We start from the raw sequence: 26,265 nt of genomic DNA on the forward strand, positions 1-26,265 counted from the left end.
ATGGGGGCCGAGGGGCGGGAGGGGTGGACGGCGGTACCGAGCGCTAGCGGAGCCGTCGTTCGATCTCCGTGAAGAACGCGGCCGCCAGCCGGACGAAGTCCGCCTCGCGCAGCCGGACCCGGTCCCCCGCGGCGAGCCCCAGCACCGAGGACTGCCGGTCCGCACCGGGGTCGGCGCGCAGTGTGCCGTCCCCCGTCAGCAGGGCCTCGCTCAGCAGCCGTACCTCTTCGAGGGGGTCGCCGTAGGCGTCGCGGGGTCCGGGCGCGCGGTGGGCGAAGTGGAGTTCCAGGGCGAGCAGCAGATCGTTGAAGAAGACCGGCTCGAACGCGAGCAGCGAGGTCTGGAAGGCGATCTTCGCCTCCCCGCCCAGCTCGGCGGCGGTCGCCGCGAGCCGCCGGTACGACGCGACGCGGGCGGCGATCCGGGCGCGGCTGCCGTCGATGTACTCCTGGCCGTAGTGCTGGACGCTGGGCATGGCGGGCGCCGCCTCCCGTACGGTGACGGACTGCTGGGCCGGGCCCGGGGAGATCCGTCGGCACGCCCCGGACCGGGGGACACCTTCCGTTGTACACCGCGCGGGCCCGCCGTACCCGTGGCGGCACGGCGGGGTACTGCGGGGTACTGCGGGCGGGGTCCGGAGCGCGGGTCCGGCGGCGTGCGTCCAGGGGCGCGTGCTCAGGCCGTGCCGGGCGGGGCGGGGCGGGGCGGGTCCGACGGGAGCCCGGGGCGGGGGACGTTCCGTACGCGCACGGTCCCGCACCGCGAGCGGCACAGGCGCGCGGCGGGCCCCGGTGCGGGCCGCCCGGGAGGACGAAATCGGACTCCAGGGCCGTGTCCGCAGGTCGGGGCGGACGTTGACCGGCATGTGGATCGCGAGGAGCGCGGACCACATGTCCGAATCTGCTGGAGGTAGACGGTGTCACATCGGTGTCGGAGGCTGGGAGTACTGGCCACCGCGGCTCTCGTTCTGTTGGGTCCCTCGGTCACGCCGACCGCCGTCGCGGCCCCTCGGCCCCTCGGCGGCGCGCACGGGCAGGCCGTCGGTGCGGGTACGGCCGTCGAGGCGGACCCCGGCTTCGCCGAGCGGCGCCGGGCGGCGCAGAGCGCGGGGCTCATCGACGCCGACGGCAGGGTCCCGGGAAGTCAGCGCGCGGGACTCCGCGCGTGGCCGCGCGACGACACGGGGTACCGCGTCCGGACCCGGGACCTGGCGTTCCTCGGGCTGAAGTGGCGGCAGGTCGACTGGTGGCGCCGCTACCAGGCGCCCTTGGGCACCACTCCGCAGCAGTTCAAGGACATGTCGTCGTCCCTGTACACGGCGCTGTGCGGGGCCTGCGAACGTCCCCAGGACTACGACGTACGGCTCCAGGGATCCTGGGCGTTCTTCTTCTCGGGCCGCCACAAGAACTTCCCGACCGAGCAGGAGCTGGCGGGGCAGCCGGTGGCGCTGGAGCGGTTCCGGGAGTGGATGGGTTCCACCCCGCCCGCCGAGCGGCCGGCCCGCCGTCCCTTCGAGACGCTGTACAAGCTGGGGGCGCTCGACGAGAAGGGGAAGCCGGTCGGCCCCAGCGACGGTGACCTCCATGTGTCGTCCGATGTGCTGGTGACCGAGGCCCGTAAGAAGTGGGACGAGCTGAAGAACGACGGAAAGCTGACCGCTGACGAGCTCCGGACGGGGTTCATCCACCCGAAGTACAGCTTCGTCAACCGGACCGCGGTCCGGGAGGCGTTCCCGGATCTCGCGAAGTGGGCGACCGGGTGGAAGGAGCGGCTGGGACGTCCTGTCGCGCCCTCGCTGTTCCCCAGCTCCGGACCGCCGGACAAGTCCCAGGAGGGGACCGGGGTGTCCACCCACTACCGGGACTCCGACTGGGTGGTGGCGTACTCGCCGCAGTCCTGATCCCGATCCTGGTCCTGTTCCTGTTCCTGTTCCCGGACCGCCGGTGCCCCGAGACCTTGACCTCGGGGCACCGGCGGTCCGCGCCCACCCGCCTCCGGCGGACGGCTACCGGCTACCGGCTACCGGCTACCGGCTACCGGCTACCGGCTACCGGGCCATGGTCCAGGTCACCGTGCTGCTCGCGGCTTCCCGTACCTGCGGGTCGCGGATCGCGGAGGTCGTGTCGACCGCCCTCGCCGTGATCGTCCTGCCGTGCCAGTGGCCCCGGTGCTTGCGGACGCCCAGCTCACGGGGTGTCACCACGCGTTCCCCGCGTGCCTTGCGGACCTCGGCCCCGTCCACGTACCAGCGCAGTTCCACCCGGGCGATGCCCTTGCGGTCGAAGTCGGCGAGCCGGGCGCGCAGCCGCTGGTCCGACCGGACCGGGCGGTCCGTGGGTGTGGTGGTGGTGAGTGCCTTGGCGTAGCGGTAGAAGCCGTTGATCATGCCTTCGCGGCCGACGTGGTTGAAGGCGTCGGTGTCGAGCTTGCGCATCAGGGAGTTCTCGGTGGGCCGGTACAGGCCCTGGGGGTGGTAGCCGCTGCCCTCGTAGGTGCCGACCGTGCCGCCGGCCGGGTCCTGCTCGCCCATCCAGCGCCACCATTTGACGCGGTTGGCGAGCTGGTGGGGCGCCTGGTGGACGGAGGAGTTGCGGTCGGCGGGCTCGGCGCCCTGGTAGCGGCCGTAGCTGTCGTACGTGTACTCGTCGGCGAGATGGCCGATGGAGTGGCCGAGTTCGTGGGCCCCGATCAGGGTGGCGCGGTCGTTGTCGGAGGACATGGTGGCGATGCCGTCGTAGCCCACGTCGTTCTGGACGCCGCTGTAGCCCGCGCCGCCGTACATCGTGGTGTTCGCGAGGACGAAGACGATGTCGGCGGCCGGGGCCCGCGCGGCGTGCGCGCTGACCTTGTCGATGTCGACGCACAGCAGCCGCTCGATGTCACCGCACCAGAAGTACGAGGACAGCGCCGTGTTCCGTACGACGCCCTTGGTGGGGTCGCCGGACACCCCGGACTCCTGGGAGACGGCGTCCACGACCCAGATGTTGAACAGGTCGCGGTAGCTCTTGTACGGCTCGATCTGGAAGACGGCCTCGACCTTGGCCCTGGCGTCGGCCTGGAAGTCCCCCTGCTGGTCGGCGGTGTAGCCGTCGCCCATCACGACGAGGTCCAGCCGGGCGTCGGTGGGGCCGGTGTCCTGGATCGCGCCCACGGCCGCCCGGGCGGGGGCCCGGTCCGGCGCGGACCGCTTCTGGGCGGTGAGCCTGCCGGGCGCGGAGGCCGGGACCTCGGTGTACCTGCCCTCGGCGTCCGGCGAGGGGAAGTACTCGACGGACACCTTCCCGGCGCCCGCGCCGGACGGTTCGGGGGCGGCGGCCGCCGGGCCGGCCGCGGTGGCGGCGACACAGAGCAGCGCGGTCGCGCCGACGGCGGCGACGCGGGGACGTATGCGCACGGGAGTCTCCTGGGTGCGTGGATCGGGGCGGGGCGTTGCGGGGGGCGGCCACCGGGGTGGCGCGGTCCGGGTCCGTCCGGGTGGCGGGCGGACCGGACCGCGCCCGGCCGTGGTGAGGCCGGTTGAGGAGCCGGATCGGGCAGGGGGTACGGCCGGGGACGGTACGGGCCGTACAGTGCTTAACTGCGTTCTTAAACGCAGTTGAATCACGGCTTAACTTAGAATCGCCGGACGCCGGGCGCAAGGCCCGGAGCGGGTACGGCACGGGGAAGCACCGTCAGGAACGGTTGGCCCAGGGGAGGTTCCGCCCGGTCCGGAGGGTCGGTCGCGAGAGTGGCCGTCCCGTCGGGCGCGCGGGCCGGGCATCCGTGCGGCCCTAGGCTGGTGGGGCGTGACGGCACGTCATGGGCCTGATCGTGGGACGACGGAGCGGGGAGAGGTCGGCAGTGGCGCAGAGGGCGACAGGCAGACGAACGGCGGACGGACCATCCGGCGGCGGCCCCGCACCGCACCACCCGCCCGGCACGGCCCCGGACACCGCCGGGGACCTCACCGGGGCGGCCGGGGAAGCCCCGGACACCCCCGACACCGCGCCCGCGCCCGCCGCGGACACCCCGGACACCACGACCGTGACCACTGCGGACACCCCGTACACCCCGAACGACCCGAGCAACCCGGAAGCCCCAGCCGCCGCCGACACCCCAGCCGCCCCCGCCGCCCCGGACGGCTCCCCCGGGGCCATCGGCCGCCGGGTGCACCGGCTGCGCGCCGCGCTCGGGCTGACCCAGCGCCAGCTCGCCGAGCCCGCGTACACCGCCGCGTACATCTCCACCCTGGAGGCCGGGCGGGTCCAGCCCTCCGAGAGGGCGTTGCGTCATCTCGCCGAACGGCTGGGCAGCAGCTACGAGGAGCTGGCCACCGGACGTCCCGCCCATCTCGCGACCGGGCTGCGGCTGCGGCTCACCGAGGCGCAGCGCGTCCTCGCCACCCAGGACCCGGCGCGGGCCGCCGAACGGTACGCGGAGCTGGCCAGGGAGGCCGGACGGCACGGGCTGGACCAGGAACGCGCGACCGCCCTGGTCGGTCTCGGCCAGTGCGCGCTGGAGACCGGCGAGCTCGACGCGGCCCGTGAGCACTTCGAGGCGGCGGAAGCCGTCCTGACCGGGCTCGGGGTGCCGCTGCCGCGGCGGGTGCCCGCGATCCGGGGCCGCGCTCTGGCGCATCTGCTGGCCGGAGAACTCCGCTACGCCTGCTACCTGGTCGAGAACGCGCTCGACGAGCTGAACGCGTCCGGGCTGCACGACCCCGACGCGCTGGTGCTGCTGTACACGGCGGCCATCGGCCCGTACATGGACCTCGGCGCCCACGCGCGGGCCGCCCAGGCGGCGGAACTCGCGCTCGCGCTCGCCCCCCGGGTGTCGGACCCGGCCCTGGTCGCCCGGATGCACCGGGGGGTCGCCCGTACGCTGATCGCGGAGGGCCGGGCCGCCGAGGCTGACGCCTCACTGGCCAAGGCCGCCGCCTACTACCAGCAGCTCCAGATCGGCGCGGAGCTCGCCCTGTGCCACTGGATGCGCGGCTATGTCCGGGCCCAGGACGGCGATCTGGAGCGTGCGGAGGCCGAACTGCGCACCGCGCGGGACATGCTGACGGCCCGCCGGGCCACCCTCTACACCCATCAGGTCGGGGTGGAGCTGGCCGGGGTGCTACACCGGCGCGGCAAGGACACCGAGGCGCAGGCGCTGCTCGGGGAACTGCTCGGGGGGCTGAGCCCGGAGCGGGGTTCGGTCCACGCGGGCGGCGCGCACCGGCTGCTCGGGCTCATCGCGCAGCGGCGCGGGGACACGGAGAGCGCCGAGGAGCACTACGTACGGGCGCTCGCCCTGCTCGAACACGCGGGTGCGGCGGGCGATCTGGCGGACATCTGCCGGCTGCTCGGGGATCTGCTGCGCCGCGCGGGCCGTACCGAGGCCGCGCTGGACGCGTACCGTACCGGGCTCGGGCATCGCGCGGCCCCCGGCACCACCACTCTCGGGCCCCCGCCCGCGAGCCCTCCGCTGTGAGGTGACCCCCGGCGGGCCAGAAGAGGACGCCCGGCCGGTCGGCCGGCCCGGCGCCCTCGGGAGCGGGTGTCAGACGGTCTCGCCGGGCCGCGCGTGGTACCGGGCACCGACCACCGCGGCCAGCAGCTCCGCGTCCAGGCCCGTGGGGTCCGCGAGCCGGGTCGGCGCCGTGTACGAGGTGAGCATCGCCTTGGTGATCCGCAGGGCCATCGCGGGGCGGCGCACGATCGGCCCGGCCCAGGCCCGTACCGCGGCGTCCAGCGACTCCTCCGGCACCACCTTCTGGAGCACGGACAGCCGGTGGGCCTCCTCGGCGCGGAACACGCGAGCCGTGAGGACGAGTTCCCGTACCCGTGCCGCGCCGATCTCGTGCAGCAGCCGCGGCAGCGCGCCGCCCCACGCGGTGGGCATCCCGAGGGCGAGTTCCGGCAGCCGGAAGGTGGCCGTCTCGGCGCCGACGCGCAGGTCGCAGGCGAGGGCGAGGGCGAGTCCCGCGCCGATGGCCCGTCCCTGCACCCGGGCGATGGTGACGGCGGGGCTGTCCGTGAGGGCCTCGACCACCCGGCGGGCCTTGGTCCCCATCCGCTGCACCTGACGCCCCGTGGGGTCGCCCTCCGCCAGGAGTCCGAACTCAGCGCGGTCCCCGCCGAGGCAGAAGTCGTCGCCGGCCGCGGACAGCACGATGACCCGGACCTCGGGGTCCGGGTCCACGAGGGCGGCCAGGAGTTCGTCCAGCATCGCCTCGGACACCGCGTTGCCGTTGCCAGGGCTGTCGAGCCGTACCGTGAGAACGGCGTCGTCACGGGTGACGGCGACACACCCGGTCCGTGCGGCGGGCGGGAGGGGCGCAGCGATCGCCTCGCTCATACCGACACGCCCATGGAGGCCACCCGGCGGATCGCCATCCGCGGCTCGTAGACGGGGGGCGAGGTGACCCGCAGTCCGGGGAAGCGTTTCAACAGTCCGACGAGGAGCGCCCTGGCCTCCAGCCGGGCGAGGGCGGGGCCCATGCAGTAGTGGGATCCCGCGCCGAAGCTCAGATGGCTGCCCTGGCGGAGCATGTCGAAGGAGTGCGGGTCCTCGTTGCGCCGGGGGTCGTGGCTGGCCGCGCCGTACATCACATGCACCATGCTGTCCTTCGGTATCGGTACGCCCGCCAGGACGATGTCCTCCTGGGCGTAGCGGGTGTTGAAACGTATGGGCGGGTCGTAGCGCAGGACCTCCTCCAGGGCGTGGTCGATGTGTTCGGGGTGGTCGGCGAGCCAGGACCACCGGCCGGGTTCGCGCAGCAGTTGCCAGACCATGCTGGAGAGGTACGTCGCCGTCGTCTCCAGCGAGGCCAGGGCGATGAAGAAGGTCAGCGCGCGGAGCATCTCGTCGACCACCTCCCGGTCGGGTTCCGCGGCGTCGAGATCCCGTATCCAGTGGGACACGGTGTCGTCGGCGGGGGCGGCCCGGCGCTCGTCGACGAGTGCGGCGAAGAAGTCCCAGAGTTCCGCGCTGGCGTCGCAGGCGTCGGCGAGCTGGACCGGGGAGGGCAGGAGTTCCTGCGAGTAGGCCTGGACATGGGCGAGCCGGACCAGCTTCGGGTGGGACTCGGCCGGGATGCCCAGCCAGCCGCCGACGGTGCTGATCGGGAGCCGTTCCCCGACCAGGTCCGCGTAGTCGGCCTCACCGTGGGCCAGGGCGTCCGACAGCCCGTCGAGCAGCCGCCCGACGTCCTTCTCGACCTGGTCGGTCAGCGTGTTCATGGTGTCCCGGCCGAAGAGATTGCCCAGGCAGCGTCGCTGGAGCGGGTGGTCGGGGGCGTTGAGCCGGGTGAGCGTCTTGTTCATGTCCGACGATGCCCGGTTGTGCCAGCGGTAGTTCTCGGGCTGGCGCTCCTGCCACGCGGCGTCGAGCGCGAGCCAGTTCCTGCCGCGCAGCACCTGGCTGCACGCCTCGTAGCCGGTGACGAGATAGGCGTTCCACGGGGCGGGGACGACGTCGCCCATCGCGTGCAAAGCGTCGTAGATCCCCGCGGGGTTTGCCTGCCCTTCGGGTGACCGCAGTCGTCGCATCAGGGACACGACGGCACGGCGATCAGATGATATGTCGACTCTTTCACCCACGGAAGTCACTCAGGGGCTCCTTGAACTGGGAGGGGAGGGGGGCGGGCGAAACCTACCCACCCTCCTACCCAAGTCATGAGCCTCTGAGTGTTGCCTGTGTCACCTTCCCGGAGAATAGTCGCAGGGCCTCCGTGGATGTGCCCTTCTTGTGCGCTTCCTACATACGGAAGACATCAAGGAAGGAACTCCACCAGCCCTTCTGCTTCCGCGGTTCGGTCCTGGCGCCCTGGGGGCCGGGCATCATGCCGTCGGCGGCGCGGGCCGGGGCCGCGGGCCGGGGCGGGACCCGGCGGGCCGGCACCGGGCTGAAGTGCACCGGCATCGAGACGAGGGCCCGGTGGAAGGGGCCGGGGCGCCATTCCAGCTTCTCCTCGGGCACCGCGAGGGCGAGGTCCGGCAGGGCGTTGAGGATGCGCTCGATGGCCGCGATGGCGATCACCCGGGCCGGGGACTTCGCCGGGCAGGTGTGCGGCCCCGCGCCGAACGCCAGATGGGCGCCCTTGCTGAGGGTGAGCCGGGCGTCGGTGAGGCTGGGGTCCGTGTTGGCCGCGGCGAAGCTGATGACGACCGGGTCGTTGGCCCGCAGGGTGATGTCCCCGAGCATGATGTCCTGGACCGGGAAGTGCGTCGCGTAGTTGGCGAGCGGCGAGTTGTTCCACAGGACGTTGTCGAGGGCGTCCTCGACCAGCAGTCCGGTGCCTCTGCCGTGCCCGGTGCCGCTTCCGTTCAGCAGCAGGAGCACGGCGCTGCATATCAGGCTGCTCTGTGGCTCGATGCCGGCCGCCATCATGGTGACGAGCTGGTCCTTGAGCTCCTCGTCGGTGAGTCCGGCGTGGTGCTGGATCATCCAGGTCGTCACGTCCTCGCCGGGGCTGCGCCGCTTCAGTGCGACGAGTTCCAGCAGGGCCGAGGTCAGTTCCTCGTTGGCGCGGATCGCGTCCTGGCCGCCGTCGAAGATCCCGGCGATCCCCCGGGTCATCCGGTCACCGATGTCGGCGGGGCAGCCGAAGAGCTGGTTGAACAGCAGCATCGGGAGGATCTTGGCGTAGTCCCGGAGCAGATCGGCGCCGCCCCGCTCGCTGAACTGGTCGATCAGATAGTCGGCGACGCGCTCGACGTCCCGGGTGAGCCGGTTCATGTTGAGCTGGTTGAGGCTGTCGGTGGCCGCCTTGCGCAGCCTCAGATGCTCGGCGCCGTCGGAGAACAGGCAGTTGGGCCGGTAGTACATCATCGGCAGCACCGGGCTGTCGAGCGGCACCCGCCCTTCGTTCAGGGCCCGCCACCGCCGGGAGTCCCGGACGAACAGCGCGGGGTTCTGGAGGACCCGCAGGGCGGCCTCGTGCTGGATGACCAGCGTGGCGTCCACACCCGGCGCCAGTTCGACCGGCACCGCGGGGCCCTGGGCCCGCATCCGGTCGTACGTCCCGTACGGGTCCGCGGCGAACTCCTCCCCGTACAGGGGTGTCCGCCCCTGGTGCATCGGGCACCCGGGAGGAGGGGTCTGCGGGGTGGACCCCGAATGTGCGTCCATGCGTGTTTCCTCAGGGTGATCCCGGGGCCCACGCGGGGGCCCCGGGCGGTGGATGACGAAGTGCCGTGGGGGGTCAGGACGTCCGGGCGAGCAGGTGCTGGACGAGCGTGATCAGTGCCTGGGCCGACGAGTTCTGGTCACGTGCGTCACAGAACACGACGGGGGTGTGCGGCAGCAGATCCAGCGCTTCGCGCAGTTCCTCCTCGGCATGCCCGTTGTCCGCTTCGAAGCTGTTGACCGCGATCGCGTACTCAAGGCCGTACTTCTCGATCAGGTCGATGACAGGGAACGACTCGGTGAGCCGTGACGGGTCGACCAGGAGCAGCGCTCCCAGCGCTCCCCGCGCCATGTCCTCCCACAACTGCATGAACCGCTGCTGGCCGGGTGTACCGAACAGGTACAGCACCAGCTCCTCGCTCAGCGTCAGCCGCCCGAAGTCCAGGGCGACCGTGGTGGTCTCCTTGCCGGTGACCCCCCGCAGATCGTCGACGTGCGCCGACGCCTGCGTCATCTTCTCCTCGGTGCGCAGCGGTGTGATCTCCGACAGCGTGCCGATGAACGTCGTCTTGCCCACGGCGAAGTGGCCGACGACGAGGATCTTCGCGGCCGTGCGTACCGCCTCCGGTACGTAGACGCTCTCAGCCGAACCGGCGTTGGAGTCCATGCAGCACCTCTTCGAGGATCTTCCGGTCGACGAGCTTGGCGGCGGGGGGCGCCGCGCGGCGGAGCAGATGGCCCTGGTCGGCGAGGTCGGTCAGCAGCAGCCTGACCACCCCGACCGGCAGCCCGAGCCGGCCCGCCACCTCGGCGACCGACAGATAGCCGCCCACGCACAGGGTCCAGATGGCCTGGACCTCCGGGCTGGGACGGGCCGGAGGCGTCCGGTCGGCGCCGATGGTCACCAGGGTGACCAGGGACAGCTCCTCGGCGTCGGGCAGGGTCCGCCCGCCGGTGATGACGTAGGAACGGATGAAGCCGCCGCTGACCGGCTGCTCCTCGCCCGGCGCGGTCATATGTCGCTGCCCGCGTTCTGGCGCGGCGGCGAGGTCATCGCCTTGCCGAGGGCGCCCACCTGCTGCTGCATCCGGAACGACATGGACTCCATGTCCACGTCGGCGGAGGCGGCCGCCGCGAGGTAGGCACCGCTGCCCGCCGCGATGAGGAAGATCCAGCCGTCCTCGTACTCCAGGAGGGTCTGCCGCCAGCGGCCCGTGGTCCCGCCCCCGATGAACGGCGCGACGGCCCGGCTCAGCGACTGCATCGAGCTCATGGCGGCGGCGACGGTCTCCGCGTCGTCGCGGCCGATCGCGCTGGAGTGCTCCAGCAGGAGACCGTCGGCCGATACGAGGATCGCGTGCCGCGCCCCGCGCACCTGGAGCACGTCGTTGAGCACCCACGACAGATCGGGGTTCACTGGTGGTCAGGTCCTTCCGTGGTCGACTTCGTATCGCGCCCGGTCAGCGTGCCGCGCTGGAAGGCGCCCAGCAGTGAGGCGGTCTCCTCCTGGCTGCGGGGCGGCTCGGCGGTGGCCGCCGGCTGCGGTACCACCGCGACCGACCGCTGCCTGCGGCGCTTGGGCAGACCACCGGCGGTGGTACCGCGTCCCGGGTACGCCTCTGATCCGGGGACCGAGGAGAAGAGAGGGGTGGGCTGGGCCTGCGGAGGCTCGGCCGGGGCCCTGCGCTGCGAGATCTGCGGGACACCGTCCTGCGCCTCGTAGCCGACGACGGCCGGCGCGGGCGGCGCGTCGCTGGTGAGGAGTTCGTCGGGCAGCAGGATCACCGCGCGTACACCTCCGTACGGGGACACGGAGTCGACGGACACCTTGAAGCCGTAACGGGCGGCGAGCATGCCGGAGACGGCGAACCCGAACTGCGGCGGATTGCCGAGCCCGGATATATGGATCGGGGACTGCGGGGAGAGGAGGGCGGACGCCCGGTCCTTCTCCTCCTGGCCCATTCCGAGGCCCGCGTCGTCGACGATCAGACAGACGCCCTTGGGGACGGCCTGGATGTTGATCTCGACGGGGGCGCCGGGGGCGGAGTAGTTGGTCGCGTTGGCGAGCAGCTCCGCGAGGACGACCGCCACGGGTTCGACGACCTTGCTGACGACCGAGAAGTTGACCTGGGCATGGATCTGGACCCGGTCGAACTGCCGTATTCGGCCCTGGGCGCTGCGGGCCACGTCGTAGACGGAGGCGACCGTCTCACGGCGCCCCAGCCAGCCGCCGCACAGCACCGCGATGCCCTGGGCCCGGCGCCCGAACTGGCTGTTGGTGTGGTCGATGGACATCAGGTCGACGAGCATCTCCGGGTCGTCCCCGTACTTCGTCTGCACCTTCTCGATGACGAGCTGCTGCTCGTCGGCGAGCCCCTGAAGGGTGCGCATGGCCGACTTGAGTACCGCCTTGGTCTCCTCCTCCGCGTCCTTGCGGACCTCTGCCAGCTCGCTGGCGTGGCTGTTGCGCAGACCGCTGTGCGCCGCTCCGAGTTCGTTGCGCTGGCGTAGCAGCGTCTCGTTCTCGTTCTTGAGGTTGGCATTGCGTCTGCGCAGCCCGATGTTCGTTTGCCGTGCCCGCAGGACCCCGCCTATGGCGGCCAGCACTACGGTGACCAGGACCCAGAAGAAAGGGTCCTGCACAAATGACGTCATGAGACTCTCTTCGAGTGACATCCCGGCAGGAGCGGTCGCTTCTTCCCCGGCCGGGGGCACCCCCCGCGACTCGTAGAGACGCGGACCGTGCCGTCCGGTGCGGAGAACGTTCCTCCGGGACGGGGCCCGAGCGGCTGATTCCCCCGGGCGCGTCTAACGCGCCGTCAGCCCACATGGAAGATCACACACTGTACCAGCGGGGCACATCCCGCACGCAAGTGTCCACGGGCCCCGGGAGCACGCTGCGCACCCGGACAGTTACCGCATCCAGGACCTTCCGGCACCTACTCATGTATATGCCAATCACCTCGGCGGCCGGGGCCGCGGGGACCACCCCGGGACCCCGGCGGAGGAACCACCGCACCGCCCGCACCGCACGGCGTACCGCCCGGGGCGCCCGCCACCTCGCCTTTTTCTGCGAGGACATGACAGAGCAGCAGAGAACCGGAATCTGTCATTCCGATCAAGGAGAGCGAAACTTCCCGGCCGCACCCGGCGCCACATCCACCACAAGATGAACACTTTGCGAAGAGATCGTGCGAGTGCCACGATCACCGGCGGATTCCAGCCGATCACGGACCACTCCGGCCCCGCCCCGCGAACCAGGTCCGCACTACCCGAAGGTGACGCAGCGTCACCTTCACCCCAGCACGCCCTCCCGCTCCCCCGGGCAAACGCATCGGGCCGGGGCCACCCCCGCACCGCCACGATCAGGGTGGCGCGGTCACCGTGGCGGGCGGCGGCGCGCCGACCGGACGCTCACCGGGCCGGGGCCGCGCGCCGACCGGACACGCACCGGGCCGGGACCGCGAACCCGCCGCGGCCCCGGCCCCTGACCCGGAACCCGGGGCCCCTCCGGCCCCGGGGTGGATCACGTCAGACGATGTGCGCCGAAACGTACTGTTTGCCCTTGTCGTTCTCCACCAGGATCTCCTTGACGTCCTCCGGGGGCACCGCCGCCGAGCCGTCGAGATTGGCGCCCTTCTCCGCGCCCGCCACGAGCCAGCTCCCGGCGATCTCCCGGGTGCCGTCCCCGGCGACGACGACCAGCCGGCAGCGCTCCCCGGCGGGAATCCCGCTGACCGCCGCGTTCACCCGGACCCAGCCGACGGCCGGGGTCATCCGGACGGCGATCCGGGCACCGGTCCCGGGGTCGGTGGCCGAGGCGAACCGGGTGCCCTCGACGGGCAGCGTCGCCGTCGGCACCGCCCCCCGGTCCGGCTCCGCCACCTCATGGTCCGCGGTGCCCCGGCCGAACAGGAACCCGCCGCCGAGGACCGCCGCCGCGGCCACCGCCGCGACCGCGCCGACGACCGCCCGGCGCCGCGCACCCGCCCGGGTCCGCTCGGCGTCCGCCTGCCGCAGCGTGCGGCCCAGCAGCAGTTCGCCCCCTTCCGGGGGCCCCTCCAGGAACGCCTCGGGCGGGACCTCGCCGAGGGTGGACTCCATCTCCTCCAGCGCCGCCAGCTCAAGGCGGCAATCCCCGCACGCCTCCACATGTTCGTCGACCGTGCGCACCTCCCGCTCGTCCAGGGCGCCGAGCACATAGGCGCCGAGCAGTGTGTTGTCATGCTGCTGGATGCTCATGCCGCCGCCTCCTTCACCACGGCCAGCTTCGCTGTCCCGGGTCTCTCCGTGCAGAGCTGTCTCAACGCCTTCAAGGCATAGTGTGAACGGGATTTGACGGTACCCGCCGGTATCCCCAGGGACTTCGCGGTCTCCGCTACGGTCCGCCCCCGGAAGTAGATCTCCACCAGGACGTCGCGGTGCTCCGCGGAGAGCTGGTCGAGTGCCTCCATCACGACCATCGAGTCCACGACCGCCTCGGCGTGGTCCCGTTCCACCGGACCGGTGCCGGGCGACTCCGCGACCTCGGTGGGCCGCGCCGCCTTCGCCCGGTACCGGTCCGTCACGATGTTGCGGGCGACGGTCAGCAGCCAGCCGCGCACGGAGCCCTTGCCGTTCACCATGATCTCGGGGTGGCGCCAGGCCCGGATCAGCGTCTCCTGCACCACGTCCTCCGCGGCGCCGCGGTCCCCGGTGAGCCGCCCGGCGTACGCGAGCAGGGCTCTGCCGTGTTCCTCGTAGAGAGCCCTGATCAGTACCTCGTCACTCGTCCGCTGCCGAGTGCGCGACCACAGTGTCGCCATCCACTCACTCCGTCCTGGCCTGTCCGACGCGTTCAACACGGACGGCGGGTGCGGCCGGTTCACCCGGAGGCGCCCGGTGCCCCCGGACGGACCGCGCGGCAGCGCCGGCCCTCGTTGACGCAGTCCGTGAGCGCGGCGCGGCGCGCGTCGCTGAGGACGCCGATGAACATCGCGTGGTCGGTGACGGGCGCACGCCGCTGCTCGGGGAACGAGTCGACCGCGAACCGCACCCCGGCCGGGATGTCGTAGGTGAGGGTGAGCCGCAGCCTCGGCACCGGGAAGGTCGCCCGGGGGCAACCGCCGTCCGCGAGGGGGAACACGATGTGCGAGCGGTGGTCGGGGCTGTCCGTATGCAACCCGTTCCAGCAGCTCGGGAAGTCGAACGTACGGGTGACGCCGCTGCCCGCCGGACAGGTGGGGTAGTCCGTGGTGAAGCGTTCCGGATGGCCGGAGCAGCCCCACTGGGCGCGGGCCAGGCCGCGGTCGGTGGTCGCCGCCACCGGATCACCCGTGATCATCCGCAGCCCCTTCGGCGGGACGAGCACCTGGCTCACCGGACTGCCGTGGAACTCCACCCGGACCGCCGACGGGACAAGGATCTCCCCGGTGTTGCCGTGTCTGCCGCCGCCATGGGCGTCGGCGTCCGGCCCGTGCCGGTCCAGGCGGCGCAGCACGGGCCAGTAGTAGGCGGAGCGGTCGCCGCCCGCGCAGGTCGTCGCGGCGGCGGCCAGGCTCCGGTCGGTGGACAGCGCGTCGGTGGACACATTGCCCACATAGTCGTGCGTGTGGTGCGCGCCGCCGACCAGACCGGGCGAGACCACAACGTTGTCAGTGTTGCGGTGGCCGCGTTCGTTGCGTCCGCAGTCCACCGACAGCGAGCCGGTGGCCGCGTCCGGCCCGGGGCGCGGCAGGGGCGCCGGGTCCGGGATGTCCGCGAGGGCCGTGTAGGAGCCCTCCGGCGGCGAGGCGGGCGGCCCGGCCGGCCGGTTGGCCACGACACCCGTGACGACAAGTCCGAGGCACAGCGCCAACAGCGCTGACCTCATCGTCAACATGCCCCTGATAGAAGGGAGTTGCCTCACCACAATGTCAGCGTTCCAGCTTTCACCCAGGTGTTCAACAACGGTGGTTGAACCTTTTCGTACCGCCGTCCGTGCCCGGGGTGAGGCGGGTTCCGCCCGCCCTTCCGCGCGGTCAGGAGGGCCGATGGCCGAGATCGACGCTTCCGGTGACGACGAGCGGCCCACGGCCGCGCCGCCCGGACGAACGGGCGAACCGACCGGTATGAGGGCGGCCCGAAGCGGCGGAGGCATGGGGTGACCAGGGCACGTGGGGTGGTCGCGGTGCGGGGAGCGGGCCGGATGTGCGGGGGGACCGGGGTGGGTGATGTGCGCGAGTCGGGCGAGGGGACCGGGGTGCGCGGGGCCGGTGATGTGGCCGGAGTGGGTAGGGCGAACGGTGTGACCAAGGCGCTCGGGGCGGGTGGTGCGACCGGAGTGCCCGGGGCGGGTGGTGAGCCGGATTCCTTCGGTATCGCGGTTCCCGGGACATGGACGCGGTACGACCTGCCGGAGGACGGGACTCCCCCGGCTTGCGCGGAGATCCGGCGCGGGACGGCGGTGAGCGGGCCGGGCGGGTTGGACGGAAGAGGTAGGCCGGGTGGGGTGCCAGGCGGGCCTGGCGGGGGCCGGTCCGACGAAGGGGTCAGCGGCGCCCTGCGCATCCTGGAGGGCGCGCGGCGGCGCGGGGCGCTGTACGCGGCGGGCACCACGCCGTCGGACGGGAGCGAGCCCCTGACGGCCGGGGTGATGATCTTCAGCGTCACCCCGCCGCCCGGGAAGGCGGCTTCCGCGCACGCGCTGGCCAGGCGGTTTCCGGCGGCGGGGCGGCAGTGGGCGAGGGGCGGCGCCCGGACCTTCAGCACGGAGACACTGCCCCGGGTCGGGCCCGTCCGACGGCTGATGGGAGTGGAGGAGGGCGAGCTGGCCGACGGGGCCCCGTACCGGTTGCTGGTCATGCACACCGTGGTGCCGGTGCCGGGCTCCCGGCGGGTGCTCGTCGTGCTGTGCTTCAGCCCGGACCTGCCGCTGGTCGTGCGCGTGCACGAGCTGTTCGACACGGTGACCGCGACGTTCTCCTTCGGGTACGGGCCGCCGACGGCGACCGGCTGAGACGGGGATGCCGGCCGGGGTGCGGAGGTTGGCGGGGGTGGGGATGCTGGCCGGGGTGCGGAGGTTGGCCGGGGTGCGTGTGATCGCCGGGATGCCGGGGGCGGGGCGGAACCCTCGTCGGGGGCGGGGCTGGAGCCGGGGCGGGGATCAACGGGCCTCCTGGGCAAGGGGTCGGCCCCTCGCCTCCGACACGTGCACAACTGAAGCACGGTTCAGTATCGTCTCGGGCCGAACGCCCGTGAAATCCCTTCGGCGAACCGTTGAACCGAACCGGGCCCACCGTCCGTGTGCTCCCCGACGTGAGCCGTACGGCGCGCGTACGGCGCGGCGGGCGGACCCGGCACGGCCTGCCCGGCGGCCCGGGAATCCGGCGGAGAAGGAGACGGGGAAGATGCGAGACGCGCCCAGGAGGACGACCGCGCCTGCCACCGTTCGACGGCAGGGGAACCGGAACGGGAACACCCGGTCACTCGCCCATCGGCTGGGATCGGTACGGGGTCCCGCCGCGCGGCCGGTGGCACTGTACGGGGTGGCGCTCGGCGCCGCCCTCGCCGGACTGCTGGCGCTGCCCACGGAGGCCCACGCGCGGCCGGGCGCTCCGGCGGCCAGGGAACTGGAGCTACCGGCTGCGACAGGCCCGGGGACACGGACGGGCCTGGGACCGGGGGTCCGGACGGGCCTGGAGCCGGGGACTTGGACGGCCGCAGAACCGAGGGTGCGGACGGCCGTGGCCCCGAAGGCACAGGCAGGGGTGGAGCCGGGGGTGCGGGCCGCGGGGGTCGGCCGGATCTCCGCGCGGGCACCCGGGGCCCTACCCGCAGTCGACGAACTGAGCAAGTTCTATGTCGTCAAGGCGCCCGAGGACAACGGCGGCAGGGCCGAAACCCTGGTCGGCATCGCGGCCCGGACCCTGGGCGACGGCGACCGCGTCCAGGAGATCCTGGTGCTGAACACGGGGCGGGTGCTGCCGGACGGTGAGGTGTTCGCCGGAGCGGAACAGGTCGCGCCCGGCTTCGCCTTGCGGCTGCCCGTGGACGCGGAGGGACCCGGCGTCCGCTTCGGGGTGCTGCCCGACGGGCCAGGGGCCACCGGACCGGACGCCGGTCGGGCGGATGTCGCGCCGCACGTGCAGGTCGCGGTGGAGGGCAGGTCCGCCGGTCCGTCGACGTCCGGCGGCGACCCGGTCCCGTTCCCCGTGCTCGTCGGCGGGACGGCGGGCGTCGCGGCGCTGGCCCTGGCGGTCCTCGTCCGCCGGAACCCGGCCCCGGTGCCGGTGTCGGTGCCGCGCGGGGCGGGGGCGTCGGGGGCGGTCCTGGTCGGATCGGGCGCGGCGTGGGCCGTGGGGTCGGCGGGGGCAGTGGGTGTCGGCCGGGGGCGGGCGTCGGGGACGGGTGGGGCGTCGGGGACGGGTGGGGCGTGGGGTCCGGGAGCGGGTACGGGCCGAGCGGTTCGGGCTTCCGGGACGGGCATGTCGCGGGTGGCGCGGGGGCCGGGGAAGGGAGCGGCGGGCGCAACGCGGGGTCCGGCGGCGAACGTGGCCGGAATGGCGCGGGTGTCACGTCCCCGGTTGCCGCGGAGCATGGCGCTGGCCGTGGTGCGCCGTCGCCGGGGCGCGCTGGCCAGACAGCTCGCGGCGGACATCCGCACCCCGGTGGTGGTCCGGCACGCGCTGGAGGAGCTGATGACGGCGGGTACTCCCGACGCGCCGGTCCGCGTCCACACGGTGCTCGCGGAAGGTGACCGGCTGCGTGCCTGTGTGTCGGGTCCGCCGACCGGTACCGCGCCGGAGCCCTGGACCGTCGTCGACACCACGCACTGGCAGCGGGACGGACTGCCGCCGGCCCTCGGCCCCGCGCCGCCCGACCCGGTCCTGCCGCTGCCGCATCTGGCGCGGCTCGGGGTGGACGGCCGGGGTGCCCAGGTGATGGTCGGCCTCGGCCAGCTCGACGGCGCGCTGAGCGTGCGGGGGGATCTGCGGGTGGCACGGGACACCGTCGCGGCCCTGGCCCTCGGGCTGCTGGAACCGCCCTGGCAGAACACCGTGGTGGTGATCGTCGGCCCACCGGCGGGTGTGCTGCCCGGACAGCACGGGCTGGTACGTATCCCCTCGGTGAGCGATGTCCGCGACCGCGCCCCCGCGGAGGTCTTCGCGACGGCGGAGGATCTCGGCATCGGACCCGTCCTCGGCTCGGCCCGTTCCGGCGGGGTGACCGGCTTCCTCCTGATGCTCCAGCCCCCGGGGCCCGAGGAGGCAAGGGCGCTCACCGAACTGGCCGCGCCGCACGGCGGCTGGACGGTCCTCACGGTCGGCGACGTCCCAGGCGCCCACTGGCGCTGGTACGCGGAGCCCGGGGGCACCGTGGATCTGGGGCTGCTGGGCCTGCGGGTGACGGTCCCGGCCCACTGCCCCGCCGACGCGAGGACGGCCACGCCCGTACGGGATTCCCGTCCCAGGAATTCGAGAACACTCCCCACCGGAATCTGAACCCCACTCACCGGACCGCTACTCATTCCCGCACCGGCAAGCGGTCGAAGAACCCAGGCAATTCCATGAACGGGAAACAGGAGCAGTCATGCGGAACCCACGGAAAACGCGGAGCGCGACGGTCACGGCGGCCGGGACGGCGACCGCTCTCGCCCTGCTGAGCGCTTGCGGGAGCGGCCAGGGCGAGCCGGGTTCGGTGCGGTCGACGGTCGCCGCGTCGCCCGGGACGGCGGAGAGGGATACGGCGTCCCCGGACGCGGGGAGCGGACCGTCGGCGGCGGGGAAGCTGGGTGTGCGGACGGGCGGGGCACTCGGGAAGGTGGTGACGGACAGCGAGGGCCGCACGCTGTACCGCTTCGACAACGACGCCGCGAGGCCGTCCAACTCCACGTGCGACGGCGGCTGCGCGCAGATGTGGCCCCCGGTCCTCGCCACGGGCGCCCGGGCGGCGCGGGGCATGGACCCGGCCCTGCTCGGCGAGGTGACCCGCGCCGACGGTTCCCAGCAGCTCACGCTGGACGGCTGGCCGCTGTACCGCTTCGCCGAGGACACGGCGCCCGGCCGGGCCAAGGGGCAGGGGGTGGGCGGCACCTGGTTCGCGGCGGCCCCGGACGGCACGAAGGCCGGCGCCCCGGCCCCGGCGCCCGTCGAGCCCCTGCCCGCGCTGTCGACACGTGACGACGCGAAGCTGGGCGAGATCGTCAGGGACGCCGAGGGCCGCACGCTGTACCGCTTCACCAAGGACAGGGCCTCGCCGAAGAAGCCCGCTTGCGCGGACTCCTGCCTCAAGAAGTGGAAGCCCGCGAAAATGCTGGCAAGGGCGGCGTTGAAGAACGCGAAGGATATCGATCCGAAGCTCATCATTCCGTACCGGCGCCCGGACGACGGCGGGGTACAACTCACCATCGACGGCTGGCCGCTCTATTGGTTCACCGGCGACCTGAATCCGGGTGACACGAATGGCCAGGGCGTGGGCGGAACATGGTTCGCGATACGAAAGACCGGCAACCTGGCGAAGTAGCCCTGGGGGCCCCTCGCGGTACTCGTTCAGGTCGCCCGTCCAGTACAGGTCGCCTTCGCTCGCGCCCCTGGGTCTCCTGTGCGGGGCGTACTTGTCCCGGTGCCGTCGCTCGTGGGGTGCGCAGTTCCCCGCAGGTCGCCTTCGCTTGCGCTTCCCAGGTCTGTCCGGCTGGGCGCACTTGTCCCTGTGCGGGTCGCTCGTGGGGTGCGCAGTTCCCCGCGCCCCTTTGGGGGCGCCCCCTGATGTTGTTCTTCACACTCCTCCCCGTGCAGTCGCAGGACTCGCGTAAGGGGGTGGGCGGGAATCTCTGCCCGCAGACTCCGACGCCACCAGTACGGCCACTGGACGTCGTACCGAGCGCGTTGAGCGAGGACGGAGAATCCCGACCGGCACCGACCCGAAGAACAAACCGGATGCGCCCCAAAGGGGCGCGGGGAACTGCGCGAAACCACCGAACGACCTGCACAGAAACGAAGTACGCCCAGCACAGGAAACCTCGGAAGCGCAAGCGAAGGCGACCACAGCGGACCCCGTCGCCCTCCCTTCCCCGTGGCGGCAGCGAACGGCACGGCGGACGCGGACCCGGCGGCCGACCCGAGCGCGACTCCCGCCCCGGCCGCCGCACCCAGCGCGCTTCTGCGGTTCATGACGTGGCTCGGCCGCAGTGCGGAACTGTTGCACGGGGACACGAAGGAATCGCGCCGGCGCCGAATCCGGACCGACCCGCCGGACATCCTGCTCACCACCCCGGAGTCGCTGGAGGCCATGCTCATCGGGGTGAAGACCGACCACGCCCAACTGCTCGGCGGTGTATGGGCGGTCGTGGTGGACGAGGTGCACGCCTTCGCCGGGGACGACCGCGGCTGGCATCTGCTGGCCGTACTGGAGCGGCTGGAACGGGTCACGGGACGCCCCATCCAGCGGATCGGACTCTCCGCCACCGTCGGCAACCCCGAGCGGCAGATGACCTGGCTGCAGGGGGCGGGCGCGGGGAAGCGTCCGGGCCGGGCCATCGCCCCCGGCCTCGCCGGTCCGGGCGACGCCGGAGGGACCGCCGCGCCGCCCCCGGGCAAGGTGGAACCGCACCGTCGCCTCGTTCCTCCAGCGCATCGGTGGACCGGAAGGCGGCCGGGCAGTACGCGCAACTGTCTGCTGCTCGCCACCACGAAGGACACCCTGCTCCAAGCCGCCGCGCTGCTGCTCCGGGGCCGGGGCTGGGTCGAGGCGGTGACACCGCCGCCCGAGCCCCGCCACCTCGTGGCGCAGCAGCTCCTGGCGGCGACCTTGCAGGAGCACCGGGTGGGCGACCAGCTGTGGCCCGCGCAGTTCACGGTGCTGGCGGGCCGCAAGGAGATCGGGCAGACCGCCCCTTCCGTCCTGACCGAGGAACGGCCGGGTCCCCGGGGGCTGCTGCTCGGCGGGCGGAGCTGGCAGGTGACGTTCGTCGACTGGGGCCGCAAGCGCGTCTTCGTCGAGCCGGCCGACGGCGGCGGGGTCGCCAAGTGGACGAGCGGATCGGTGGCCGGACTGTCTCACACCCTGGCCCGGGCCATGCGCGAGGTGCTCCTCGGGGCGGACCCGCCGGTGTCGCTCACCGGCTGGGCCCGGGCGGGCCTGGAGCAGTGGCGCGACGAGGACGCTCCTGAGACGGTCCATCCCGGCGGGAGCCTGGTCACCCGCCACGGAACCGATGTGCGCTGGTGGACCTGGGCGGGCCATCGTGCGAACGCGACCCTCGCGGCGACACTCCCGTCCGTCTCGGACCCGGTCCAGCGGCCGACCGACTGCTGGGTGCGTCTGCGCGAGGACGCGACCCCCGAGCTGTGGCGCGCGGCCCGTGAAGGGGCCGAGGGAGGCAACGCTCTGGTGCTCCCGGACGTCGACCCGCGCGCGGTGCGGGGGCTGAAGTTCTCGGCGGCCCTCTCCCAGCGGCTCGCGGTGTCCACGCTCGCCGCCAGGCTCGCCGACTTCGAAGGAGTACGGGCGGCGCTCGCCGAGCCGGTGCGGTTCGAGAGCCGCTGACCGCTCCGGGACCCGCCGCGGGCAGCCCCCGGCCGACGGCCCGGCGTCGAGGACTGGTTCTAGAATGACGGGAACCTACTCAGCGGCCCGACAGGCTTCCGCTCCACCCCGGTGGACTTCGAGGACACGCCCCCACCCGCACGAGTCACTTCGTGCTGCCTGGGGGCGATCTCTTGCTGTTCCGTGAGTCCGCGACGTCCATCGCGGGACGTACCCGCCTCGAAGGACGACTCGCGGAGCTCCTCACCGAGAACTTCCTGCACAAGCACCGCCACCGGCCGCACCCTTCGGAGGTACGTTCCTGGGAGCGCAGCATCCCGGCGCTCACCAACGCGCTGGTCGAGGCCGGGCTCGGTGAGGTCGAGATGCTGCTGGAGTACGCCCTGCCCCTGACCAGCAAGCGGGCGGACGTGATACTCGCCGGGGTGCATCCGGTCACGGGCGGTCCGTCGTACGTGGTGGTGGAGCTCAAGCAGTGGAGCGAGGCGCATCCGGAGGAGGATGATCCGCTGCGGTGCCGGATCGACGCGTACCCCGAGCCCGTCCTCAACCCCATCGAGCAGGTGCGGGGCTACTGCGACTACCTCCTGTCGTTCAACGGCGCGCTGGAGCACGTTCCCGAGTCGGTGGCCGGGGTGGCGTACCTGCACAACGCGACCGAGTTCGGAGTGACGGGGCTGCGCCTTGTCACGGAGGACCACCGGGGGCGGATGTATACCGGCGAGCAGCGTGGGGCCTTCCTGGACTATCTGCGCTCGCTGCTGGCGCCGAAGGCGGGGGCCGACGCGGCCGACGCGTTGCTCCAGGGCAAGGTCCGCCCGTCCCGGCAGCTGATGGCGGTCGCCGCCGAGGAGGTGCGCGACCGGGAACAGTTCGTCCTGCTGGCCGACCAGCGGCTCGCCTACGCGACGGTGATGTCGGCCGTCCAGAAGGCGCGGCGGTCCGACCACAAGGAAGTGGTGGTGGTGGCCGGCGGACCGGGTTCCGGCAAGAGCGTGATCGCGCTGTCCCTGCTCGGAGAGCTGTACCGGCGGGGGGTGCCCGCCCTGCACGCGACGGGATCGCAGTCGTTCACCAAGACGATGCGCAAGGTCGCCGGGGCCCGGAAGCCCGAGGTCCAGCGGCTCTTCCGTTACTTCAACAGCTTCATGGAGGCGGAGCCCAACGACCTCGACGTGCTCGTCTGCGACGAGGCCCACCGGCTGCGCAAGACCTCCGTCAACCGCTACACCAAGGCCGAGCTGCGCACCGGCCGTCCGCAGGTGGCGGAGCTGATGGACGCTGCCCGGGTGCCGGTGTTCCTGCTGGACCAGCACCAGGTGGTGCGTCCTGGCGAGATGGGAACGGTGGAGCAGATCGAGGAGGCCGCCGCGGCGAAAGAGCTGAAGTGCACGGTCGTGCGTCTGGACAGCCAGTTCCGGTGCGGTGGCAGCGACGCGTATCTGGCGTGGGTCACGGGCCTGCTGGGCCTGGAGGGCGACGGGCCCGTCCTCTGGGAGCCGGACGGCAAGGTGGGGCTGCTGACCGTGGACGGCCCGCGGGAACTCGAGGAGTTCCTCGTCGCACGACGGGCCGAGGGCTACGGGGCCAGGATGTCGGCGGGTTACTGCTGGAAATGGACGACGAAGATCACTCCGGACATGACGGCACTGCCCGCCGACGTGGTCATCGGCGACTGGGCCAGGCCATGGAACCTGTACGGGGACCGCGCCTTGCTCGGTGCGCCACCCGCTCCCCTGTGGGCCACCGATCCCGCAGGTTTCGGACAGGTGGGGTGCGTGTACACCGCGCAGGGCTTCGAGTACGACTGGTCCGGCGTGATCATGGGCCCGGATCTGGTCTGGCGGACCGACCGCTGGGTCGTGGACCGCACCGCGTCCAAGGACCCCTCCTTCACCAAGGCGACCCCGGACGAGGACATCGACCGGCTGGTCCGCAACACCTACAAGGTACTGCTGACCCGGGGCATGATCGGAACGATCGTCTACTCGACCGACCCGGAGACCCGCGAGAAGCTCCGCTCGCTGATCCCTCCGGCCGGGTAAGCACCCGGCCGCGCAGGCCACCGGCCCTCCGATGGGGGCCGACGGGAGTGCCGTCCGGGGCCGGCGGATGAGCTGCGGACCGGAGTTGTCCCCTCAACCGCAACTTTCCCTTGCGGTATCGTGAGTTCACGCTGCGCACCTTCCCGGAGGGTACGTCGGCGGAGTTCCGGTGCTGGTCCTCGGCCGTGACTGACGAGTGGTTTCCATCGCGTGCTTCACGTGGTGTGACTGCGGATGCCCGGTAGGGCTGTCCCTGCCATTCCCAGCTCACGCCAAGGAGTGGTCACGTATGAACCCCGTTGAGTACAAGCCCGCACGTCGTCACCGGTTTCGCGAGATCCTGGTCGACGTCGCTGTCGGTGTCGTCGCCAATCTTGTGGTGGCGGCTCTGACCGTGGCAGCGCGCCTGGTCTTCTGACCGGGCAGGTGGCGGGCCCGGCGAGCCCGCCACTCCCTCTCTTCCCGCCGCTCCGTCAGAACAGCCGCAGTTCGGGTTCCTGGGGACCGGACTGCCCACGGTTGCGGCGCGAGCGCCTTCCTCGCCTGGGCCTGGGCAGATGCGGGACGCGTGCTTCCTGAGGCAGGTTCTGCCAGGTGGGGCGAAGTCCGTGGATCTCGACCGGACCGACGAGCGTCCGCAGATGATCCCGGGTCTCCTCGTCCGTGGAGTAGAGCACCGTGGCGCGGCTCGCCCGGGTCATCAGCACGTGATAGGCGTGACGGACGAGCCGGGCGAACTCCTGGTCGTCTACGCTTCCGGCCTTCACCTTGGGGTCGAACGAGCCGGGCCGGGCCACTCGCTTGGCGTCCGACTCAGGGTCCTTTCGGTCCTTGCCCCGGTTGAACACCCATCGGCCGTCGCGGCGCACCATGTCCTCACCCATGATGACGCCGCACCAGTCCCACTCGAGGCCCTGCGCCGTGTACACACAGCCGATCTGACCGAGACCGTTCTCGTGCACGGACCAGATCTTCGACGGGGGCGCGTCGTTCTCGCAGAAGCTCTCGCTGTCCGCGTTCCACGGCCGGTGCCAGTCACCGATGCGGACATCGTCCTCCAGTCGCCTCTCCTCGCCCAGCGGCTTCGTCCAGGGCCAGCAGTATCCGGCGACCATACGGGCGGAGGCCCCGGCGAGGGCTTCGGTACGGATGATGTCCTCGAGCTCCGCCGGAGTCTCCGCCACCTCGATGTGCATCAGCCCGTCAGGAGTCCAAGGGTCCAGCACCTCGTCCGTCACACCGAGCAGCCCGCGTACCCAGCGGATGTAGGCGTCGCTGCCGCCGCATCGGTACTGCTCCCGGAGGCCGTACTCCACGACCCGGGCACCGCGCCGCTGGCCGGCGTCCTTGATCAGGCCGACGGTGCCGACCTCGTTCGGACGGACGCACTGCCCCTCGTCGAGGAAGAACACGGTCAGGCGCGACGCGTCGAGCAACTCGTCCACCTGAGGCTGTGTGCCCTGGTCCTCGGGCTTCCAGAAGCGGCTGGTGGACCGGTCACGCAGGCGGTGCGCCTCGTCGCAGATCAAGACGTCCAAGAGCGGGTCCGGCGGGGTGACGAAGCTGCTGAAGTAGGTGAACGTCTCCCTGAACTCCCGGTCGCCGTAGCCGACGTGTTCCTGGAGCGCACCGTTGAAGGCCCTGCTGCCGCTCGCGTACTTGACCGTCCGCCCCTGGCCCTCCAGCTCCGCCTTCACCTGGAGCCCGATGGCGCTCTTGCCGGTACCGGCGCCCCCGGTCACCAGGAAGATCACGCGCTGCTCGTCCGGGATCAAGGCGGGGTGGGTAGAGGACGGCAGGACTCGTTCGGCGGCGTTCAGGATGTGGTCGGCGACTGTCTTCTGCCGCCCGCGCAGAGTGAACACGGTGTCGAGTCCCTCCGACCAGATCATGGCGTCCAGCAGGGGGGTGTTGCGCAGTCCCATCCTTCTCATGAGGCTCTCAGCGGCGGCGGCGCTGCCCTCCGGGGCGAAGTGCGTCCGCAGGTCGGCCAAGAGCTCTTCGCGCCGGTCACCCGTGTACACGGGTGCATAGACGCCGGTCGGAGCGTCCACATCGGTCAGGGGCCGCGCGGAGGAGTCCGTGGCATTGTGCAGATAGGCGAATCCCCCGCACTCGAAGTCGCTCCCGTACAAGGGCCCTTTGTCGCTCGTGAAGGCTTCGAAGTACTCGCGCAACTGCAGTGCGGGATGCTTCTTGGCTCCCATTCCCTCCACATACAGCAGCTCCGCGGTGGCATGCTCCACCCTGGTCACCATCGACCAGCGTTTCAACTCGACAAGTTGTACGGACAGCCGATGTTCCAGCGGATGCTGTCCCACGAGGACGACATCGATGAGACGAGGATCCCCCGGGCGGTCGGTCTCGTCGAGCGTGGCGGCGCACTCCACGATCATCTCGACGTTCCCACGGTCGGCGGCGACCAGGTCCGAAGCGAGGCTCACCAGGCTCTCCGCCCACGCCGCGCGCTCGGTCTCCGAGGCATCCGCGCCTCTGAAGTGCCGCCATCTGGCGGCGAGATGCGGCACCATACGATGCCTCGAGTTCAGGGTGAGCAGATCCTGCGCCGCCAATTTCAGCAGGAGCATGGACACGAGGTGGTTCCCCCCAGGGCACGAGT

21 protein-coding genes are annotated in these 26,265 nt (G+C 72.1%); 8 read left to right on the plus strand and 13 right to left on the minus strand.

Features of this window, described 5'->3' with window-relative positions:
- Positions 1 to 43: 43 nt before the first annotated feature.
- Entirely contained in the window at positions 44 to 475 is a 432-nt protein-coding gene (locus OG711_RS10010; RefSeq protein ID WP_329559096.1) for a hypothetical protein, read from the minus strand.
- Positions 476 to 970: 495 nt separating this feature from the next.
- On the opposite strand from OG711_RS10010, the gene OG711_RS10015 reads away from it, so the two are divergent.
- Positions 971 to 1,900, plus strand: a complete 930-nt coding sequence (locus tag OG711_RS10015; RefSeq protein WP_329559097.1) for a hypothetical protein — start codon at positions 971 to 973, stop codon at positions 1,898 to 1,900.
- A 147-nt stretch (positions 1,901 to 2,047) separates the two neighbouring features.
- Here the strand turns inward: OG711_RS10015 and OG711_RS10020 are convergent, their stop codons facing one another.
- Positions 2,048 to 3,394 (minus strand): M64 family metallopeptidase, encoded by a 1,347-nt coding sequence (locus OG711_RS10020; RefSeq protein ID WP_329559098.1) that lies wholly within the window; start codon positions 3,392 to 3,394, stop codon positions 2,048 to 2,050.
- A 752-nt stretch (positions 3,395 to 4,146) separates the two neighbouring features.
- Between OG711_RS10020 and OG711_RS10025 the strand changes: the two genes are divergently transcribed.
- A complete protein-coding gene (locus OG711_RS10025; protein ID WP_329563721.1) occupies positions 4,147 to 5,457 on the plus strand; it encodes a helix-turn-helix transcriptional regulator in 1,311 nt (436 codons plus the stop codon).
- Positions 5,458 to 5,526: 69 nt separating this feature from the next.
- Here the strand turns inward: OG711_RS10025 and OG711_RS10030 are convergent, their stop codons facing one another.
- The 10 genes from OG711_RS10030 to OG711_RS10075 form a co-directional block, all read right to left on the minus strand.
- Complete coding sequence (locus tag OG711_RS10030) at positions 5,527 to 6,324, minus strand: enoyl-CoA hydratase/isomerase family protein (RefSeq protein WP_073789511.1); 798 nt, start codon at positions 6,322 to 6,324, stop codon at positions 5,527 to 5,529.
- Positions 6,321 to 7,451 carry a cytochrome P450 gene (locus tag OG711_RS10035; protein WP_079184721.1) on the minus strand — a complete coding sequence of 377 codons (1,131 nt, stop codon included), beginning with the start codon at positions 7,449 to 7,451 and terminating at the stop codon, positions 6,321 to 6,323. Before OG711_RS10035 ends, OG711_RS10030 begins: the two co-directional genes overlap by 4 nt.
- Before the next feature lie 274 nt (positions 7,452 to 7,725).
- A complete protein-coding gene (locus OG711_RS10040) occupies positions 7,726 to 9,099 on the minus strand; it encodes a cytochrome P450 (RefSeq protein WP_178391051.1) in 1,374 nt (457 codons plus the stop codon).
- A gap of 73 nt (positions 9,100 to 9,172) precedes the next feature.
- Complete coding sequence (locus OG711_RS10045) at positions 9,173 to 9,763, minus strand: GTP-binding protein (protein ID WP_073789508.1); 591 nt, start codon at positions 9,761 to 9,763, stop codon at positions 9,173 to 9,175.
- On the minus strand, positions 9,738 to 10,112 hold the full coding sequence (locus tag OG711_RS10050) for a DUF742 domain-containing protein (RefSeq protein ID WP_073789506.1): 375 nt from the start codon (positions 10,110 to 10,112) through the stop codon (positions 9,738 to 9,740). Before OG711_RS10050 ends, OG711_RS10045 begins: the two co-directional genes overlap by 26 nt.
- A complete protein-coding gene (locus OG711_RS10055) occupies positions 10,109 to 10,513 on the minus strand; it encodes a roadblock/LC7 domain-containing protein (protein ID WP_073789505.1) in 405 nt (134 codons plus the stop codon). The genes OG711_RS10050 and OG711_RS10055 overlap by 4 nt, the downstream gene beginning before the upstream one ends.
- The gene (locus OG711_RS10060; RefSeq protein WP_073790395.1) at positions 10,510 to 11,751 is read right to left on the minus strand and encodes an ATP-binding protein; all 1,242 of its coding nucleotides are present in this window, start codon (positions 11,749 to 11,751) and stop codon (positions 10,510 to 10,512) included. The genes OG711_RS10055 and OG711_RS10060 overlap by 4 nt, the downstream gene beginning before the upstream one ends.
- Positions 11,752 to 12,627: 876 nt before the next feature.
- Complete coding sequence (locus OG711_RS10065) at positions 12,628 to 13,338, minus strand: anti-sigma factor family protein (RefSeq protein ID WP_073789503.1); 711 nt, start codon at positions 13,336 to 13,338, stop codon at positions 12,628 to 12,630.
- Positions 13,335 to 13,901 (minus strand): sigma-70 family RNA polymerase sigma factor, encoded by a 567-nt coding sequence (locus OG711_RS10070; protein ID WP_073789502.1) that lies wholly within the window; start codon positions 13,899 to 13,901, stop codon positions 13,335 to 13,337. The genes OG711_RS10065 and OG711_RS10070 overlap by 4 nt, the downstream gene beginning before the upstream one ends.
- 59 nt (positions 13,902 to 13,960) lie before the next feature.
- On the minus strand, positions 13,961 to 14,956 hold the full coding sequence (locus tag OG711_RS10075) for a DUF1996 domain-containing protein (RefSeq protein ID WP_329559099.1): 996 nt from the start codon (positions 14,954 to 14,956) through the stop codon (positions 13,961 to 13,963).
- A gap of 609 nt (positions 14,957 to 15,565) precedes the next feature.
- Between OG711_RS10075 and OG711_RS10080 the strand changes: the two genes are divergently transcribed.
- From OG711_RS10080 to OG711_RS10105, 6 genes are all read left to right on the plus strand, one after another.
- Complete coding sequence (locus tag OG711_RS10080; RefSeq protein WP_329559100.1) at positions 15,566 to 16,072, plus strand: hypothetical protein; 507 nt, start codon at positions 15,566 to 15,568, stop codon at positions 16,070 to 16,072.
- A gap of 514 nt (positions 16,073 to 16,586) precedes the next feature.
- Positions 16,587 to 18,557: a hypothetical protein gene (locus OG711_RS10085; RefSeq protein ID WP_329559101.1), complete on the plus strand. Its 1,971-nt coding sequence runs from the start codon at positions 16,587 to 16,589 to the stop codon at positions 18,555 to 18,557.
- A gap of 88 nt (positions 18,558 to 18,645) precedes the next feature.
- A complete protein-coding gene (locus OG711_RS10090) occupies positions 18,646 to 19,578 on the plus strand; it encodes an SCO0930 family lipoprotein (RefSeq protein WP_329559102.1) in 933 nt (310 codons plus the stop codon).
- A 549-nt stretch (positions 19,579 to 20,127) separates the two neighbouring features.
- Positions 20,128 to 21,600, plus strand: coding sequence for a DEAD/DEAH box helicase (locus tag OG711_RS10095; protein ID WP_329559103.1), 1,473 nt, complete (start codon positions 20,128 to 20,130; stop codon positions 21,598 to 21,600).
- A gap of 173 nt (positions 21,601 to 21,773) precedes the next feature.
- On the plus strand, positions 21,774 to 23,645 hold the full coding sequence (locus tag OG711_RS10100; RefSeq protein ID WP_329559104.1) for a DUF2075 domain-containing protein: 1,872 nt from the start codon (positions 21,774 to 21,776) through the stop codon (positions 23,643 to 23,645).
- A gap of 289 nt (positions 23,646 to 23,934) precedes the next feature.
- On the plus strand, positions 23,935 to 24,063 hold the full coding sequence (locus OG711_RS10105; protein ID WP_329559105.1) for a DUF6408 family protein: 129 nt from the start codon (positions 23,935 to 23,937) through the stop codon (positions 24,061 to 24,063).
- Between the two features lie 55 nt (positions 24,064 to 24,118).
- On the opposite strand, the gene OG711_RS10110 is transcribed toward OG711_RS10105, so the two are convergent.
- Positions 24,119 to 26,233, minus strand: coding sequence for a DUF2075 domain-containing protein (locus OG711_RS10110; protein ID WP_329563723.1), 2,115 nt, complete (start codon positions 26,231 to 26,233; stop codon positions 24,119 to 24,121).
- Between the last annotated feature and the right edge of the window lie 32 nt (positions 26,234 to 26,265).

It is taken from the genome of Streptomyces uncialis (assembly GCF_036250755.1).
In the GTDB taxonomy this organism is placed as follows: domain Bacteria; phylum Actinomycetota; class Actinomycetes; order Streptomycetales; family Streptomycetaceae; genus Streptomyces; species Streptomyces uncialis.

Coding starts and splice junctions, on each gene's coding strand:
- OG711_RS10070 (WP_073789502.1), bottom strand. CDS start 13,901: ATGGCGACACTGTGGTCGCGCACTCGGCAGCGGACGAGTGACGAGGTA.
- OG711_RS10010 (WP_329559096.1), bottom strand. CDS start 475: ATGCCCAGCGTCCAGCACTACGGCCAGGAGTACATCGACGGCAGCCGC.
- OG711_RS10040 (WP_178391051.1), bottom strand. CDS start 9,099: ATGGACGCACATTCGGGGTCCACCCCGCAGACCCCTCCTCCCGGGTGC.
- OG711_RS10065 (WP_073789503.1), bottom strand. CDS start 13,338: ATGAGCATCCAGCAGCATGACAACACACTGCTCGGCGCCTATGTGCTC.
- OG711_RS10090 (WP_329559102.1), top strand. CDS start 18,646: ATGCGGAACCCACGGAAAACGCGGAGCGCGACGGTCACGGCGGCCGGG.
- OG711_RS10105 (WP_329559105.1), top strand. CDS start 23,935: ATGAACCCCGTTGAGTACAAGCCCGCACGTCGTCACCGGTTTCGCGAG.
- OG711_RS10075 (WP_329559099.1), bottom strand. CDS start 14,956: ATGTTGACGATGAGGTCAGCGCTGTTGGCGCTGTGCCTCGGACTTGTC.
- OG711_RS10060 (WP_073790395.1), bottom strand. CDS start 11,751: ATGACGTCATTTGTGCAGGACCCTTTCTTCTGGGTCCTGGTCACCGTA.
- OG711_RS10045 (WP_073789508.1), bottom strand. CDS start 9,763: ATGGACTCCAACGCCGGTTCGGCTGAGAGCGTCTACGTACCGGAGGCG.
- OG711_RS10110 (WP_329563723.1), bottom strand. CDS start 26,233: ATGCTCCTGCTGAAATTGGCGGCGCAGGATCTGCTCACCCTGAACTCG.
- OG711_RS10050 (WP_073789506.1), bottom strand. CDS start 10,112: ATGACCGCGCCGGGCGAGGAGCAGCCGGTCAGCGGCGGCTTCATCCGT.
- OG711_RS10030 (WP_073789511.1), bottom strand. CDS start 6,324: ATGAGCGAGGCGATCGCTGCGCCCCTCCCGCCCGCCGCACGGACCGGG.
- OG711_RS10035 (WP_079184721.1), bottom strand. CDS start 7,451: ATGGGCGACGTCGTCCCCGCCCCGTGGAACGCCTATCTCGTCACCGGC.